The organism is Acinetobacter modestus (assembly GCF_014636095.1).
GTDB classification, from domain to species: domain Bacteria; phylum Pseudomonadota; class Gammaproteobacteria; order Pseudomonadales; family Moraxellaceae; genus Acinetobacter; species Acinetobacter modestus.
This window is the reverse complement of record NZ_BMDV01000011.1, coordinates 19,081-35,032: the sequence shown is the minus strand read 5'-3', so window position 1 is coordinate 35,032 and position 15,952 is coordinate 19,081. Positions and strand designations below refer to the sequence as shown.

The following is a 15,952-nucleotide window of genomic DNA, read 5'->3' as shown; positions in this document are numbered from 1 at the left end:
TGCTACGAATATATATGGTGTCTATAAGAATTAATTTAAAGCGAATTCGGGGATCGAGTGCCTAAAAAAGTAGGTGAAAATTTATACGCGCGCGAGGCGCAGCATCAGGAGAGCAGTAAGTAGTTTTATATCAGACGGATGGCTAAAATCATCACTCGTTTTCATTATCTACCGTTCAAAGCAAAAGTATTGGGTTTTGCAGTTATCTTAATCACCTAATTTGAATCAGTCTAGGTGAAAATACAAGCGACTGCAGTGGTCTATAATTTATTTTAATTCGAATGGATGGGAAATATTTTCCTATTTTTTGCATAAAAATAAAATTTAAAGAAAATATTTCCCGTTAATATGCTTAAGGCTGATAAATATAGTCTTGATTAATGTCCTTTATGGTAGCGGTTCCCATAAGTGCCATCGTGATTTCAAATTCTTCCTTTAACATGCGGATGACATGAGCAACACCTAAAGCGCCTGCTGTTGCTAAACCATAAATATAAGGGCGTCCAATCAATACGGCATTTGCACCTAATGCAATTGCTTTGAAGATATCTGTACCACGTCGAATTCCACCATCTAATAATACAGGGTAATCAGGAGGAACAATTGCGCGAATTTTTTGTAATGCAACTAAAGGTGGAATAGTGGTATCTACAATGCGCCCACCATGATTAGAAACAATAATCCCAGACACACCATGATCGAGGGCTTTCTGAGCATCGGCAGGATGTAGTATTCCTTTTAAGATTACAGGTAAATGTGTATTTGCAATCACCCAAGCAATATCCGCCCACTTAGGCGCAATTTGCATTAAGCCTTGAAATAGTTGGCTTTCGGATGGTGATACATCAGGAAAGCTTAAATGGGTAGGAGTGTGTGGATGTTGCATTTCTTCTGGTAGCTGAAAGAATAACTTACGTTCCCGATCTCGGATACCCACATGGGGAGCATCGACCGTAATCACAATTGCACGATAACCTGATTGTTCAGCTTGTTTGATTAAGGTTAACGATTTTTCTCTGCATCCCTGCCAATACAATTGAAACCATTTATAAGGATTTTCTAGTTTCAACTGTGCCATATGTGTATTTGTGAATGTACTTAATACAAAGTTACTTTGCATAAGTTCAGCTGCGAGAGCAGATGCAGCTTCTGCTTGAGGATGAAAAAGTGCTTGGTGGCCAATCGGTGCAAGAAAAATAGGATGCGGATATTCCATCCCAAATAACTGAAAATGAGTATTACCTTGTGTTAAGTCGTTTAGATGTCTAGGAATCAATTGAATATTTTGAAATTGTTGGCAATTATTTTGCACGCTAATCTCATGCATCGCTCCACCATTTAAGTATCCCCAAATGTCCTTGCTAACATGGTTCTGAGCTTGCTGTTGATAGTCGAAAATTGTTTGGATATACGAAGGAATAGTATTTAAAGCGGGTGTAGGGATCTGGTCATGCATTATAAATCCCCCCATTGTCTTAACAAATTATGATAATGGCTGGTTAAACTAACAACTTCTTCCGTATCGCCTAATTGTTGTCTTAGTTTGATAATGGTCATGTCTAAATTGAATAGCATCGTTCGCTGCCAGTCATCTTTAACCATGCTTTGAATCCATGTGAATGCTGCGATTCTACGTCCTTGAGTCACAGGTTCAACACGATGCAAACTTGTTGCTGGGTAAACAATTGCATCTCCTGCATCGAGTTTCACTTCATGGCTGCCGTAAGTATCTTCGATAATCAGTTCCCCACCTTCATATTCATCAGGTTCAGATAAAAAGACGGTAATAGACACATCAGTACGAATCATTTGCCCTGTTTTTGCAGAATATTGAATCGAATTATCAACATGATTGCCATAATTGCCTTGATTTTGATAGCAGTTAAACATTGGCAATAACGTATGTTTAGGGAGGGCCGCTGAACGCAAAAGCAGATTTTGTTGTAATGCACTCAAAACAGAATGGCTAACAGATTCATATACATCGCTCTGTATATCGACTTGTAAATTATTTTTAATTTTTTGTGCTTGTGGACCTGCACTATGTGTACCGTCAATCCAAACTGATTGTTGTTGTATTTGTTCGCGTAGCTCAGCAACTTGATGCTTATTAAGTACTTGGGGGATATGCAACATCATATTTTGAATCTTCCAAAAAATACAACCTGTCAAAAATTATAGCTTTTTTGACAGGCTGTGTTCATTTATTCAATCATGATGAATTAAATAAAATGACTTAGAATTTGTAGCTTAATGTAATTGCTGCAGAGCGAGGAGTTCCTAACTTCACACGGTTACCACCACTATTAAGTGTTTGGATATATTCTTTATCTGCCAAGTTATATATATTTAGGTTAACAGCAGCATTTTTATTGAAAGTATAACCCGCCATTGCATCAAATACTGTGTAAGCTGGAATTTTACTCATACTTGTTGTTGCTGATGTCGCTGAAGTTGAGCGTAGTTGTTCATCCATATAACGTGCACCTAAACCAACTTTAAAGCCTGCAATATTATAAGTTGTCCATAATGTGCCTGACCATTCTGGAGACCAGCTTACATATGGAGATTCAACCCCACTATTACTGAATTGATTTAGCTGTTTGGTTTTCATATGGGCAATACCAGCAGACACATTCCAATTCTTGGTAATTTGTCCCACAGCACTGAGTTCTACGCCTTCAACACGTTTTTTCCCTTCTGAAACATAGTCTCCTTTGCCTGCATTCGCATCTTGATCCCAAGTCATTTGGTTTTCATTTTCAGTACGATAGGCTGCTAGATTAACGTTTAAGTGTTTATTTAATAAATCCCATTTTGTACCTAATTCATAGTTTTTCGTACGTTGGGTTTTCAAATTTGGATTATCAACGCTTGTTGTACTGGTTGATAACGTTCCTGTACTTCCAGCAGGAATAGCTGAATTTGAGAAGGCAGCATAGATGCTACCAATTGACATTGGTTTATAAAGTGCACCAACTTTCCAACTTACAGCATTACCATTTGTACTTTGAATATCTGAACTTGGAACATTATTGGAGATAGAAATAGTTTTTTGTTTAATATCATAGTAGTCAAGGCGTGCCCCACCATTTACTTGAAACTGTTCATTAAATTTTAAGGTATCAAATAGATAAGCTGAAGCAGTCTTTTGTTCACGACCTGTATAGGCGCCAGTCTTAGTAAACTTTGAGGTTGGATCATTTGCATTTGGATTATAGAGATTTGCAGGAGGAACAGTACCTGTAGCTGTAGTTGACCAAGCAGTTTGTTCTTCCTTTGCTAACTCTATTCCCGTAGAAATATCATGATCAATAAAACCAGTTTTTGCATTTATTGTGAAATTAGAAGCATTGGCAAGGATCTTATTTTCTTGGATAACTGCTTGATGTGATCTTGATGAAGTCCATGTGTTTGGATTATTGGAGTCAAAACCTGCCTGAATTACCATTGGGTTAACAAGATTTGAAACTACACCTGTATTTTTATCATAGGTATACGTTACTTTTTTTGAGTCTAATGTCACTGGATTTACAAAGCCCATTGTCCCAGTCAGATTACGTTCAATATGTGACTTACCAAGACGAGAAGTATTAGTAAAAAGAATATTATCGGCTAATTCACTTTCAACTTTAGCTGTGAACATATCAGCTGTGGTGTCTTCAAAATCTTCCACACTACCATAATAATTACTACGGTTTACTTTAGGTGCATTATTAAGTGCTGTATTGAGATTATTGATCCATTGGGTATTTTTATCGTTAAAATCTTTGCGTAGGGCCGCTGTCACTGCATCAGTTTCTTCTTTTGTTTTTGCTGGTTTTGTTGTTGTGTCACTATAAGATGGTGTTGCAAAAACGTACTTATAACCATCCATGCCAATTGTTGGGATACCACCATCAGGGATATTGTTCTGTTCTATATGTTGGCCATATAGATAGAAGCGAGTACTGGTATCTAGACCAAAGACGATAGAAGGTGCTATAGCCCAGCCATTATTTTCAAGCACATCACGTTTTTCAATTCCGCCTTCTTGTCCCATGACGTTTAAACGGAATGCAACACTGTCATTAATTGCTTGATTAATATCAGCAGTTAGACGTTTATGATTTGCTGTATTCCAAGTTAATGAAGTAGAGCGAGTACTTTCTGCTTTTGGTAATTTAGTAACAAGATTGATATACCCTGACTGCGAACCACGACCAGCATCAGAACCTGCACCACCTTTAATTACTTCAATCTGTTCAAGATTAAAAGTATCACGAGTGATAGCACCTAAATCACGAATACCATCCACATAAGTTTGAGAGGCAGTTGAAAAACCGCGCATTTGGAAAGTATCACCCGAACTGGTATTACCATTTTCACCAAGTTGCATTGTAATACCTGGTGTATTTTGTAAGGCTTCCATTAAGGTTGCCGCGCCTTGTTCTTGTAATAAGTCTTTAGAAATAACTTGAATTGTTTGTGTTGTATCGAGAAGTGGTTGAGTATATTTAGTGGAGCTTGATTTGTCGACTTTATAGCCTTGTTCTGCATTCACTTCAATCGTTGGAAGTTGAGTCACTTTTTCTTCTTTAGTTGCCGCATGACTGATTAAAGGCAGACTTGCTGCAAGTGCAACTAATGGTGTTGTAGCAATATGTTTACGGCTTTTGATTTTTGCCATGAGAGACCCCCCGAAATTAAACAGATGAATGACAGAGCTTTTGATCTTTTAAAACTTTCACAAAAGTGTAGTAAAAGTGAGTGGATTGTTAAGCTGTGTAACATTTTGTGAGAAGTCTAATGATAATTATTATTATTATCAATTGTGATTTTGGCTATATAATGAATTGTATAGTCTTAAACTTATGATATTTATAATTTAATTTCATAATTGGTATTACGGTTGTTTTTGATAATGAGAATCAGTATTAACGATTGTTTTATTTAATGCTATGTTTTTTATACTTAAATGATCATTTTAAAATTGTTGGTTTGATTTTTTAGGTTGAGAATTTAAATATTGTTTTTCTGGCAAATTAGGAAAAATAGGGAATTTTGATCATCTGATTTTGTATATCCAGAAAGTTGTCATATAATGTGGCACTTTTAAAAATGTTACTACTAACTATATATCGAGGAAGCCATGCAAGTAACGACTGAAGCGGTTTCGGGCGTTGCCCGTCGTTTAAATGTTTCTGTACCGACGAGCCGTGTTAACGAGCAATTTGAAGCTCGCTTAAAACGCACTGCCAAAACTGTGAAGATCAACGGCTTCCGTCCAGGTAAAGTGCCTTTAAATGTTGTTCGCCGTGAATATGGTGCGAGCATTTATCAAGAAGTTGTGAATGACATCATTCGTGACACAGTATTCGAAGCAATTCAACAAGAAAAAATCAATGCGGTCGGCATGCCGAACATTGAAAAAGTTGAAAACAAAGATGATGCTTTAGTTTTTGAAGCTACTGTAGAAGTTTATCCAGAAGTAGAAGTGAAAGCTTTTGTTGACTTAGAAGTTGAACGTAAATCATCAGAAATCAACGATGCCGATGTTGATGTAATGATTGAAAACTTGCAAAAACAACGTGCTTCTTGGACTGAAACTAAAGGCATGGCGAAAAAAGACATGCAAGTGACTTTCGATTTTGAAGGTACAGTTGATGGTGAGAAGTTTGAAGGCGGTGCTGCTGAAGACTTTAAACTTGTTCTTGGTTCTGGTCGTATGATTCCTGGTTTTGAAGATGGCATCATCGGGATGAAGAAAGGCGAAGAGAAAGTGATTGATGTTACTTTCCCTGAAGATTACCAAGCTGAAAACTTAGCGGGTAAAGCAGCTCAATTCAAAATCACTGTGAAGCTTGTTGAAAAACAAAAACTTCCAGAGATTGATGCTGAATTCTTAAAAATCTTTGGTTTAACTGAAGAAGAAGGCGTAGATAAGTTAAAAGCTGACGTTCGTAAAAATATGGAACGTGAAGTTCGCAACGGTCTTCGTAACCAAGTTAAACAAGCTGCATTTGATGCTCTTGTCGCTGCAAACGAAATTGAAGTTCCAGCTTCTATGGTTGCTCAAGAAATTGACCGTCAACGTCAACAAATGATTCAACAGTTCACTCAACAGTTTGGTGCTCAAGGCGCAGGTGCATTTGATAGCAGCATGCTTCCAGATGAATTGTTTAAAGAGCAAGCTGAAAAATCAGTGAAGCTTGGTGTATTGGTTAGCAAAGTATTAGCTGACGCTAAACTTGAAGTTGATCAAGCACGTGTTGAAGCTTACATCGATGACATGGCTTCTTCTTATGAAGATCCAACAGAAGTTGTTGAATACTTCAAAAATGATAAACAACAACGTGCTCAAATCGAAGCAGTTGTGTTAGAAGACCAAGTTGTTGACCACATTTTAGCTGCTGCTAAAGTAAATGATGTTCCAGTAAGTTACGAAGACTTATTGAAAGAACAACAAGCTCGTCGTGGCTAATCTTTTAAAAGTTCAGAAGAAAGGCGCTTAATGCGCCTTTTTTTATCCGTGTTATGAAAGTGTTAATTTATCGAAAAATTGCCAGCTTTTAGTCTAAATAGTCGAATATTTAGGGTTGAACCTTTTGCAATTTCAGCGATTATCCCTCATATTGTTGGCATGATCGAGTCACAATAATTTAGGAATAAATAAACATATGTATGTTCCAACAATTGAAAATGCTTTAGTTCCTGTAGTCGTTGAACAGTCATCACGTGGTGAGCGTTCATTTGATATTTTCTCACGTTTGTTACGTGAGCGTGTGATCTTCTTGACAGGTGAAGTTGAAGATAACATGGCAAATCTTATCGTTGCGCAGATGTTATTTTTAGAAGCTGAGAATCCAGAGAAAGATATCCATCTTTATATCAACTCACCGGGAGGCTCAGTAACTGCTGGTATGGCAATTTATGACACTATGCAGTTTATTAAGCCAGATGTTGTTACATATTGCATGGGACAAGCGGCTTCAATGGGTGCATTCTTATTGAATGCGGGTGCTAAAGGAAAACGTTACTGTCTTGAAAATGCACGCGTGATGATTCACCAACCACTCGGTGGTTTCCGTGGTCAAGCGTCTGATATCGAAATTCATGCACGTGAAATTCTTTATATCAAAGAGCGTCTAAACCGTTTGATGGCTGAGCATAGTGGTCAAGATTATGAAAGAATTGCACGTGACACAGATCGTGACAATTTTATGACTGCACAAGCAGCCAAAGAATATGGTTTAGTTGACCAAGTATTAAGCAAACGTCCCTAGTTTTTAAGATTTAAGTTGTGGAGTAAATATGTCCGAACATCCTCAAGGACAAAAGCATTGTTCATTTTGTGGTAAGACACAATCTGAAGTTGGAAAATTGATTGCAGGTGAGGACGCATATATTTGTAATGAGTGTGTGGATGTCTGCTTAGATTTAGTGCAAACCAGTCAACAAGTTGAAGCAGGTGACTGGGCGACTAAAGCTTTGCCTAAACCACATGAGATACGTGCTGCGTTGGATCAATATGTCATTGGACAAGATGTTGCAAAGAAAACACTATCTGTTGCGGTCTATAATCATTATAAGCGTTTGAAAGTTGGTCAGTCACATCATGCACATCAAGATATTGAGATTGCGAAAAGTAATATCTTGTTAATTGGACCAACGGGTTCAGGTAAGACCTTACTTGCGCAAACTCTTGCACGCTTATTGGATGTTCCTTTTGCCATGGCAGATGCAACGACACTCACAGAAGCGGGTTATGTGGGTGAAGATGTTGAAAACATCGTACAAAAGTTATTGCAGAAAGCGGACTACGATGTAGAAAAAGCGCAGAAAGGTATTATCTATATTGATGAGATTGATAAGATTACCCGTAAATCGGAGAATCCATCAATTACTCGTGATGTATCGGGTGAAGGTGTACAACAAGCATTATTGAAAATGATTGAAGGCACCGTTGCTTCTATTCCGCCACAAGGTGGTCGTAAGCATCCGCAACAAGAATTCATTCAAATTGATACCTCAAATATTTTATTTATTTGCGGTGGTGCATTCTCTGGTTTAGAGAAAATTGTACAACAACGTCAAGAGAAAGGCGGTATTGGATTCACGGCTGATGTGAAGAATAAGGATGACAGTAAAAAAGTCTCTGAGTTGTTCCGTCAAGTTGAAGCAACTGATTTAGTCAAATTTGGTTTGATTCCTGAGTTTATTGGTCGTTTACCAGTGATTGCAACTTTAGAAGAACTGGATGAAGAAGCATTAATGCAAATTCTGACAGAGCCTAAAAATGCATTAACTCGCCAATATCAGTATCTTTTCACGATGGAAAATGTTGATCTTGTCTTTGATGAATCTGCATTGCGTGCTGTAGCGAAGAAAGCACTTGAACGAAATACGGGTGCGCGTGGCTTACGTTCAATTTTAGAAAACGTTTTGCTAGAAACCATGTATGACTTACCAAGTCGTAGTGATGTGGGGACGGTTATTGTGGATGAGGCTGTGATTAATGGTACAGCTAAGCCAACATTTAAAGCTGAACGTTTACCACAAGTGACAACACCTGAATTAGTTGAAAAGAAAGATTTGAAAGTAATTGATTCAAAATCTGCTTAATTCTCATTCATCTAAAAAGCATGAAAGGTTAGACTTTTCATGCTTTTTTTATTTGCAATTAATTAATGAGGTGTTAATCTTAAAAGTTGGAAAATCCGCATAGTTTTGCGCTGTTAAAAATAAATCCAAGAAAACGCCTTGAGGGATATCATGCGTTATTTAATATTGTCATTATGTTGTGTAGGGGTGTTGGCTGGCTGTCAAAGTCATAAGGCGGTTGAAGAAAATTCGACAGTACTCACAGCGACTTTACCTCCAGTAGATACAGCAAAAGAACCAGGGCTATCTGATCAGTATCATGTTGGTGGTTTTACCATAGGTGGATGGGTCAATCAAAAATTAGGTCAATATTACACACCGATCAAACCACAGAATGAGCAAGCGGCAGTGGTATATTTATATCGCCCAGATACGCGCTGGAATCGCCAAGAAATTGCTGCTGCAAATTTATTTATCAATGGCCATCGAATTCCAAGCCTGTTACATAATCATTATTATTGGGTAGAATTACCAGCTGGGACATATCGTCTGAGTGTCAGCCGTCCATTGGCAGGGCTACATTTTCAAAAACCAAAATATGTAGATTTTACGGTTGATGCATCACAAACGTATTTTATTAAATACGATGAAGAAAATAAGATTTCTCGTAGTGAACATACGGGGCCATTTATGATTATGCCTGATAAGGTTGCACATCAGGAAATCGCATTTACACGTTTAAAATCATCGAGCTATAACTTTGTAGCACAAGATGCCTCAGGTAAAATTCGGTCTAAGCCTCAAGAGTTAAAGCCAGCTAAGTATGATGAAAAGTCTGAGGTCCTATTGGTTAAGCCATTTAAACTTTGGAATCCATTGACGTGGTAATCAATATTGAGCAGCGTTTATTCATCTTGAATTAAGGGTTTGATGATGCTTAAAAGCTGCTCTTTGAGTTTTAAATTTTGCTCAGGATCATTTAAGGTCCTTTGACTTAAACTGTTCATGTATTGAAAAACATTGCTACTAATTGTTAAATTTTTTTGGTTGATTGATTTTCCTTCTGGCGTTCGCAAAAATTTTAAATAAGCTTGTACTTCCTCTTCACTCAGTGTTTCTGCATAAATTTGCTCAATTGCTTGTAATGTTTCAGGCCGCATAAACATTTTTGAGCTTGTGTCTTTTAATAATTGACTGAGTTCTACAAGTACTAGATGTTCTTGATTGGTTGTCAGTCTCTCTTTACCCAAAATTTTTAAAAGCATATTTTCGGCTTCAGAGTCTAACGCAGGCTGCATCTCATCTAGAGACGAATGTAAAAGGTTTTCTAAATCACTGAGTTTAATTAGTTCTTTTACAGATTTTTTTTGAGCAGGACTGGCAAATGTATTTTCTGCTGCCATGACACAGCAGAGACTCATTATTAGGATCGATATTGTTTTATTCATCTTGTTATCCTTATTGTTTTTTATAATTTAACAGATGCTTTAGGCAAAAAAATAGCCGAATACGATGATTCGGCTAAGATTATTGTATAAGTATTATTGAGCGGCAGCGTCTACAACAGGAATTTTCCCAATTTTTGCTTGCCAGATTTTTGGCGCAGTCGCATGGATTGACGTACCATTGACATCAACTGCAACAGAAACAGGCATATCTTCAACCACGAATTTGTAGATGGCTTCCATACCTAGGTCTGCAAAAGCAACGACTTCAGCCTCACGAACTGCTTTAGACACGAGATACGCAGCACCACCAACAGCCATCAAGTAAGTTGCTTGATTATCTTTGATTGCTTCAATTGCAGCAGGACCACGATCTGCTTTACCAATCATGCCGAACAAGCCCGTTGCTTCTAGCACTTGACGAGTAAATTTGTCCATACGTGTTGCAGTTGTCGGGCCAGCAGGACCAACCACTTCATCACCTACTGGATCAACAGGGCCTACGTAGTAAATAAATTTACCTTTAAGATCAACAGGTAATTCTTCACCATTGTTTAACATGTCAACCATACGCTTATGCGCAGCATCACGACCTGTGTAAATCGTACCGTTAAGAAGTAATGTATCGCCTGGCTTCCACTCATTCATTTCTTCTTGGGTGATGGTATCAAGATTCACACGTTTTGATTGTGATGAATCCCAAGTGACAGCAGGATAGTCTTCAAGTTTTGGTGCTTGGATATGTGCAACGCCAGTACCATCCAACTGGAAGTGTGCATGACGAGTCGCTGCACAGTTCGGAATCATACCGACTGGTTTACCTGCTGCGTGGCATGGATAATCCTTGATTTTAATATCCAGTACTGTGGTCAAACCACCCAAACCTTGTGCACCAATACCGAGTGCATTTACTTTTTCGAAGATCTCGATACGGAGTTCTTCCATTTTGCTTTGTGGGCCACGACGAAGTAATTCGTCCATGTTGATTTCTTCCATAAGTGCTTCTTTTGCAAGCATCATGGCTTTTTCAGCAGTACCACCGATACCAATACCGAGCATACCTGGTGGACACCAACCTGCACCCATGGTTGGAACAGTTTTAAGCACCCAATCCACGATTGAATCAGATGGGTTGAGCATCGCAAGTTTAGATTTATTTTCTGAACCGCCACCCTTCGCTGCAACGGTAATATCAACTTTATTACCAGGAACGAGTTTGTAGTGAATTACGGCAGGCGTATTGTCTTTGGTGTTTTTACGACCAAAAGCTGGATCTGCTAAAACAGACGCACGGAGTACATTTGAGTTCTCTAGGTAACCTTGGCGTACACCTTCGTTTACAGCATCATCCAAGCTCATGGTTAAATCAAATTTAACGTCTAAGCCAACTTCAAGGAAAACGTTAACAATCCCTGTATCCTGACAGATTGGTCGGTGACCTTCAGCACACATACGTGAGTTGATCAGGATTTGGGCAATAGCATCTTTTGCAGCTTTGTTTTCTTCACGATCGTAAGCACGGCTCATCGCTTGGATGAAGTCTTGTGGGTGATAGTAAGAAATAAACTGCAGGGCATCCTTGATTGATGTAATCAAGTCATCTTGTTTGATGATCGTTGTCATATCAAATTTCTCTTGAGCGGGCGATTAGCTGGCGGGCTAAATTATATGACAAAAAGGGATGAATGTGGGAGTTTTAGCTTAGATTTGGCTAAAGGTCTAAACTGAGCCTTCGATCTAAATTGCATCAACAACAGATACGCTGTGGATTTTAGTTTTTTCTCAGTTGAGATGGACTATAGCCAAACTGTTTCTTAAAGCGATGGCTAAAATGGCTGCTGGAGCTAAATCCATATTGCACAGCTATCTCTGTCAGATTCGTTGTGGTTTTTTCTAGTGCTTGATGGGCGCGCTCAAGACGGCGTTGCATCACATATTGATGTGGTGGCATCTGCATCGATTGTTTAAACATATGCGCAAAATGATACTCGCTGAGTTGCGCTTGCTGAGCCAGATCAGACAAGGTCAAACTCAAATGGAGATGTTGGTCAATCCATTCTAATAACTGCTTAAGCACATAAGGGGACAGTCCACCTTTGACTTCAGGTGCTTGCCATTGTGCATGACTGTAATTTTTGATCAGATGATTGAGTAATAGCGTTGTTGCAGTACTCATCTGCAAATGGTTTTCACGATCTTGCCATGCACCATTGAGTAAAAAGTGCCGATAGATCATCGAAATTTGTGGGTCAGCCACAAAAATTTGTGGATTTAAAATGATCTGACTCGGTTCACGATCCCAGACTTGTTCTGCCACCCGTTGTAAGTGTTGTTCAGTGTAATACAGATGTACGAAGGTGAGTGGATCACGTAGGTCCCAAGTCGACTCGAAATCTTGTGGCATCAGGCACATACGGTCAGGGCCACCGCCATTGTGCCAGCCCTGTTGGGTTTTTTGATAGCTTTCATAACCGCCCTGAATATACATACTCAAGGTGTGGTGATTGCTACAGACGCTGACACGGTCTTGGTTATTTTGCCACATGGCCAGCTGCATGCCCGAACCCAGTTCTACCGAGTCGAGCAATTGCGCTTTATATTGCTGTAATTGATCTAGAATCTGATATTTCATCTTCTATACGCAGTGCCAAATATGATCCAGTTTAGTGTAGAACGTTCAGCCAGTTTTGTCATCTGGTCAAAAATTTCCTAGAAAAACGCAAGTCCATGATAATCACCGCAAGATGATGCAAGTAATGATTACGATAAAACCAGCAAAATAGCTGTCGAGGTAATTGAGTTTGGTTCTAATGATATGAATGCGCTGTTATATGCTTTGGTTGTGGTGATCTGGGGCACAACATGGATTGCGATTAGTCTGCAGCAACAAAGTGGAATATCAGCCAGTGTCGCAGTATTCTGGCGTTTTTTTATTTCTGCCATAGTGTTATTTGCTTTTGTCACTTTAAGTCGGAAGCTACAGAAATTGGCGGCTAAAGATCATCTATTTTGTATGTTACAGGCTTGCTGTATTTTTGGTTTTAACTTCGTCTGTTTTTACTATGCTGTGCAATATATCAGTAGTGGTTTGGAAGCAGTGATCTTCTCCATGGCGGTGATTTTTAATACCATCAACGCCAAACTCCTCTTTGCCCAGCAGGTGTCGACACGCTTTTATCCTGCCGCCTTATTAGGTGTACTTGGGATTATTGCCTTGTTCTGGCATGACGTGGTGGGCACCACTTTAAATCGCAATACATTGATCGGTATTGGACTATGTATCCTAGGCACTTATGGTTTCTCTTTGGGCAATATGATCAGTACGCGTAATCAAAAACATGGGCTGGATATCTTTACGACTAATGCATTTGCTATGTTATACGGTTCTTTGTTGATGGCTATGATTTCATGGTTAAGACAGGATAACTTTTTTCCAAATATGCAATTCAGTGCTGTGAGTGCTTTATTGTATTTAGCCATCTTTGGTTCAGTGATTGGTTTTACTGCCTATTTCTATTTAGTTGGACGGATTGGGGCAGGCAAAGCCGCGTATAGTACCTTGTTATTTCCTTTAGTTGCCTTGCTGATCTCGACAGTTTGGGAAGATTATCATTGGCAAATGAATGCTGTGATCGGAGTGATCTTAATTTTATGTGGTAATGCAATTTTCTTTGTGAAAATTCCGCAGTTAAAGCGTATAAGTTCTTCAAAAAATGCTTGATTAATGGATGAATAAAAAAGCCATTAACTTTTGACCGAGTTAATGGCTTTAATATAATGATATGAGCTTAGTCTTGTTGCTTTGCCTGAATCGCCGTTAAGGCAATCGTAAATACAATATCATCAACCAAAGCACCGCGAGACAAGTCATTCACAGGCTTGTTTAAACCTTGCAGCATTGGGCCAACACTTACCACATTCGCTGCACGTTGTACTGCTTTATAGGTGGTGTTACCTGTATTGAGATCAGGGAAAATAAATACATTGGCACGACCCGCAACTTTAGATTCAGGTGCTTTTTGACGCCCAACGCTTTCAACTGAAGCCGCATCGTATTGTAGAGGCCCATCAATCAGTAAATCAGGACGACGTTGTTGGGCGATCTTGGTTGCTTCAGCCACTTTTTCAACATCGGCACCTGCGCCTGACGTGCCTGTGGAATAACTGATCATGGCAATACGCGGATCAAGACCAAAGGCTTTAGCAGAGTCTGCAGATTGAATCGCAATTTCAGCAAGCTGTTCAGCATTTGGATCTGGATTAATTGCACAATCGCCGTAGACATAAACTTCATCAGGCAACAACATAAAGAAGATTGATGAAACTAATGAGTAGTTCGGGGCAGTTTTAATCAATTGAAATGCAGGGCGAACGGTATTGGCAGTGGTATGAATTGCGCCAGATACTAAGCCATCGACTTGATCAAGTGCCAACATCATTGTACCAAGGACTACAGTATCTTGTAGCTGTGCTTTTGCTTGTAATGCATCTAGCTTACCTTTGCGTAATTCAACCATAGGTTCAATATATTGGTCACGAATACTATCGGGATCAATAATTTGCAGATCAGCTGGAAGTTGAATACCACGCGCTTTAGCAACTTCAGCAACAGCTTCAGGTTTCGCTAATAAAATACATTCAGCAATACCACGTGATTGGCAAATCGCTGCGGCTTGTACAGTACGAGGTTCATCACCTTCAGGTAGTACAATGCGTTTTTTCGCAGCAATCGATTTTTGTACCAGCTCGTAGCGGAATGCAGATGGAGATAATCGTGGATTCAGGTTGTTCTGAGTATGCTGATCGAGCCAACTATTATCAAGATGGCTTGAAACAAAACGCGTCACTTGTTCAGCACGTTCAATATCATCTACGGGAATTTCATTGCCAAAATGATATAGGCGTTGTGCTGTTTCTAATGTGTCTAGCGAAGTGTGTAAAATTGGTAGACCTTGTTTAATAGCACCTTGGCAGAATTCTAAAATATTCGCGGCTGGAGCAGCCTGTTCAGTTAAAACTAAACCCGCCAAAGGTATTCCATTACTGCTTGCAAGACTTGCTGCAAGTAGGGCATCTGTACGTTGAGATGCGCTAATGATGAGTTCGCCAGCAACAAATTTATGTAATTCGGCTTCAATATCAGATGCGATCAAACTGGTATGTAAAATACGGCGTTGTTTTGCTTCACCTTCATTTAACCAAGTACCATTAACAACAGTGGCAATATCTAAGCTACGCGGTACGCTGAGAATATTACTGAATGGCACTAAACCAATGATAGGTAATTCACTTGTGCCAATAAAACGATTGTAACGTTGTAATTGTATTGAAAATTCAGCTATTTGCTTATCTAAACGCAAACTTGGATCAAGTGTGACAGGAATTGCTGCTGTACCATCAGGGAGACCCTTGGTTCGCATAAATAAAACACCTGTGGTGCGCGCTGATGCAGCACCTCCGAATTGACGCAAATGTGCATCGACTTTTTCGGCTGTTTTACGTGGGTCAGCTAAATCCGCTGTGCTGACCAAAACGACTTGGGCATCGAGTGCTTGTGCGAGTGCGGCATTAATTTCACTGGCAAAGTGATCTTGTCCATTGGGTACAAGACCTTCTACAATAATCACATCGTGATTGGCTGAGATTTTACGATGCAGTGCAACAGCTTCTTCGAGTAGCTCATCTGTTTCGCCTAAACCAAGAAGCTGGGTGAGCTTTTCATAAGCAATTGGTTCAACAGACTGATGTTGAAATAAATGACGATAAAGTGTTGCAGTGCGATCAACGGTTGAATCTGCTAATTGAGAAAATGGTTTAAGAAAACCAGCATTAATCCCTTTACAGTCTAAAGCGTAGATCATTCCTAAACAGGCAGATGTAAGACCAACCCCTTCACCTGTTGGAATCAGTAAAATCGTATTCAT

General features: G+C 39.2%; 12 protein-coding genes. 5 read left to right on the top strand and 7 right to left on the bottom strand.

The genetic code is table 11. The features are described from left to right. Window positions 1-352: 352 nt before the first annotated feature. The 3 genes from IEV17_RS16255 to IEV17_RS16245 all read right to left on the bottom strand — a co-directional run bounded on the left by IEV17_RS16255 (window position 353) and on the right by IEV17_RS16245 (window position 4,669). Window positions 353-1,456 (bottom strand): alpha-hydroxy acid oxidase, encoded by a 1,104-nt coding sequence (locus tag IEV17_RS16255; RefSeq protein ID WP_004660437.1) that lies wholly within the window; start codon window positions 1,454-1,456, stop codon window positions 353-355. Next, window positions 1,456-2,139: a Fe2+-dependent dioxygenase gene (locus IEV17_RS16250; RefSeq protein WP_004660439.1), complete on the bottom strand. Its 684-nt coding sequence runs from the start codon at window positions 2,137-2,139 to the stop codon at window positions 1,456-1,458. Before IEV17_RS16250 ends, IEV17_RS16255 begins: the two co-directional genes overlap by 1 nt. A gap of 97 nt (window positions 2,140-2,236) precedes the next feature. Next, entirely contained in the window at window positions 2,237-4,669 is a 2,433-nt protein-coding gene (locus tag IEV17_RS16245; protein ID WP_004660441.1) for a TonB-dependent siderophore receptor, read from the bottom strand. 462 nt (window positions 4,670-5,131) lie between these two features. On the opposite strand from IEV17_RS16245, the gene tig reads away from it, so the two are divergent. The 4 genes from tig to IEV17_RS16225 all read left to right on the top strand — a co-directional run bounded on the left by tig (window position 5,132) and on the right by IEV17_RS16225 (window position 9,471). After that, window positions 5,132-6,463, top strand: a complete 1,332-nt coding sequence (tig, locus tag IEV17_RS16240; RefSeq protein ID WP_004660443.1) for a trigger factor — start codon at window positions 5,132-5,134, stop codon at window positions 6,461-6,463. A 196-nt stretch (window positions 6,464-6,659) separates the two neighbouring features. Then, window positions 6,660-7,265, top strand: coding sequence for an ATP-dependent Clp endopeptidase proteolytic subunit ClpP (clpP, locus tag IEV17_RS16235; RefSeq protein ID WP_004660445.1), 606 nt, complete (start codon window positions 6,660-6,662; stop codon window positions 7,263-7,265). A 28-nt stretch (window positions 7,266-7,293) separates the two neighbouring features. Then, complete coding sequence (gene clpX, locus IEV17_RS16230; protein WP_004660446.1) at window positions 7,294-8,604, top strand: ATP-dependent Clp protease ATP-binding subunit ClpX; 1,311 nt, start codon at window positions 7,294-7,296, stop codon at window positions 8,602-8,604. 150 nt (window positions 8,605-8,754) lie between these two features. Further along, window positions 8,755-9,471, top strand: coding sequence for a DUF2846 domain-containing protein (locus IEV17_RS16225; protein ID WP_004660449.1), 717 nt, complete (start codon window positions 8,755-8,757; stop codon window positions 9,469-9,471). 17 nt (window positions 9,472-9,488) lie between these two features. On the opposite strand, the gene IEV17_RS16220 is transcribed toward IEV17_RS16225, so the two are convergent. The 3 genes from IEV17_RS16220 to IEV17_RS16210 all read right to left on the bottom strand — a co-directional run bounded on the left by IEV17_RS16220 (window position 9,489) and on the right by IEV17_RS16210 (window position 12,660). After that, entirely contained in the window at window positions 9,489-10,031 is a 543-nt protein-coding gene (locus tag IEV17_RS16220; RefSeq protein WP_004660451.1) for a DUF2059 domain-containing protein, read from the bottom strand. A gap of 93 nt (window positions 10,032-10,124) precedes the next feature. Beyond that, window positions 10,125-11,651 (bottom strand): fumarate hydratase, encoded by a 1,527-nt coding sequence (locus tag IEV17_RS16215; protein ID WP_004660453.1) that lies wholly within the window; start codon window positions 11,649-11,651, stop codon window positions 10,125-10,127. A gap of 148 nt (window positions 11,652-11,799) precedes the next feature. Continuing rightward, entirely contained in the window at window positions 11,800-12,660 is an 861-nt protein-coding gene (locus IEV17_RS16210) for a helix-turn-helix transcriptional regulator (protein WP_004660454.1), read from the bottom strand. 183 nt (window positions 12,661-12,843) lie between these two features. Between IEV17_RS16210 and IEV17_RS16205 the strand changes: the two genes are divergently transcribed. Then, a complete protein-coding gene (locus IEV17_RS16205; RefSeq protein WP_004660456.1) occupies window positions 12,844-13,749 on the top strand; it encodes a DMT family transporter in 906 nt (301 codons plus the stop codon). 67 nt (window positions 13,750-13,816) lie between these two features. Here the strand turns inward: IEV17_RS16205 and pta are convergent, their stop codons facing one another. Next, on the bottom strand, window positions 13,817-15,952 hold the full coding sequence (pta, locus tag IEV17_RS16200) for a phosphate acetyltransferase (RefSeq protein WP_004660457.1): 2,136 nt from the start codon (window positions 15,950-15,952) through the stop codon (window positions 13,817-13,819).

Coding starts and splice junctions, on each gene's coding strand:
- IEV17_RS16255 (WP_004660437.1), bottom strand. CDS start 1,456: ATGCATGACCAGATCCCTACACCCGCTTTAAATACTATTCCTTCGTAT.
- IEV17_RS16250 (WP_004660439.1), bottom strand. CDS start 2,139: ATGATGTTGCATATCCCCCAAGTACTTAATAAGCATCAAGTTGCTGAG.
- IEV17_RS16245 (WP_004660441.1), bottom strand. CDS start 4,669: ATGGCAAAAATCAAAAGCCGTAAACATATTGCTACAACACCATTAGTT.
- tig (WP_004660443.1), top strand. CDS start 5,132: ATGCAAGTAACGACTGAAGCGGTTTCGGGCGTTGCCCGTCGTTTAAAT.
- clpP (WP_004660445.1), top strand. CDS start 6,660: ATGTATGTTCCAACAATTGAAAATGCTTTAGTTCCTGTAGTCGTTGAA.
- clpX (WP_004660446.1), top strand. CDS start 7,294: ATGTCCGAACATCCTCAAGGACAAAAGCATTGTTCATTTTGTGGTAAG.
- IEV17_RS16225 (WP_004660449.1), top strand. CDS start 8,755: ATGCGTTATTTAATATTGTCATTATGTTGTGTAGGGGTGTTGGCTGGC.
- IEV17_RS16220 (WP_004660451.1), bottom strand. CDS start 10,031: ATGAATAAAACAATATCGATCCTAATAATGAGTCTCTGCTGTGTCATG.
- IEV17_RS16215 (WP_004660453.1), bottom strand. CDS start 11,651: ATGACAACGATCATCAAACAAGATGACTTGATTACATCAATCAAGGAT.
- IEV17_RS16210 (WP_004660454.1), bottom strand. CDS start 12,660: ATGAAATATCAGATTCTAGATCAATTACAGCAATATAAAGCGCAATTG.
- IEV17_RS16205 (WP_004660456.1), top strand. CDS start 12,844: ATGAATGCGCTGTTATATGCTTTGGTTGTGGTGATCTGGGGCACAACA.
- pta (WP_004660457.1), bottom strand. CDS start 15,952: ATGAATACGATTTTACTGATTCCAACAGGTGAAGGGGTTGGTCTTACA.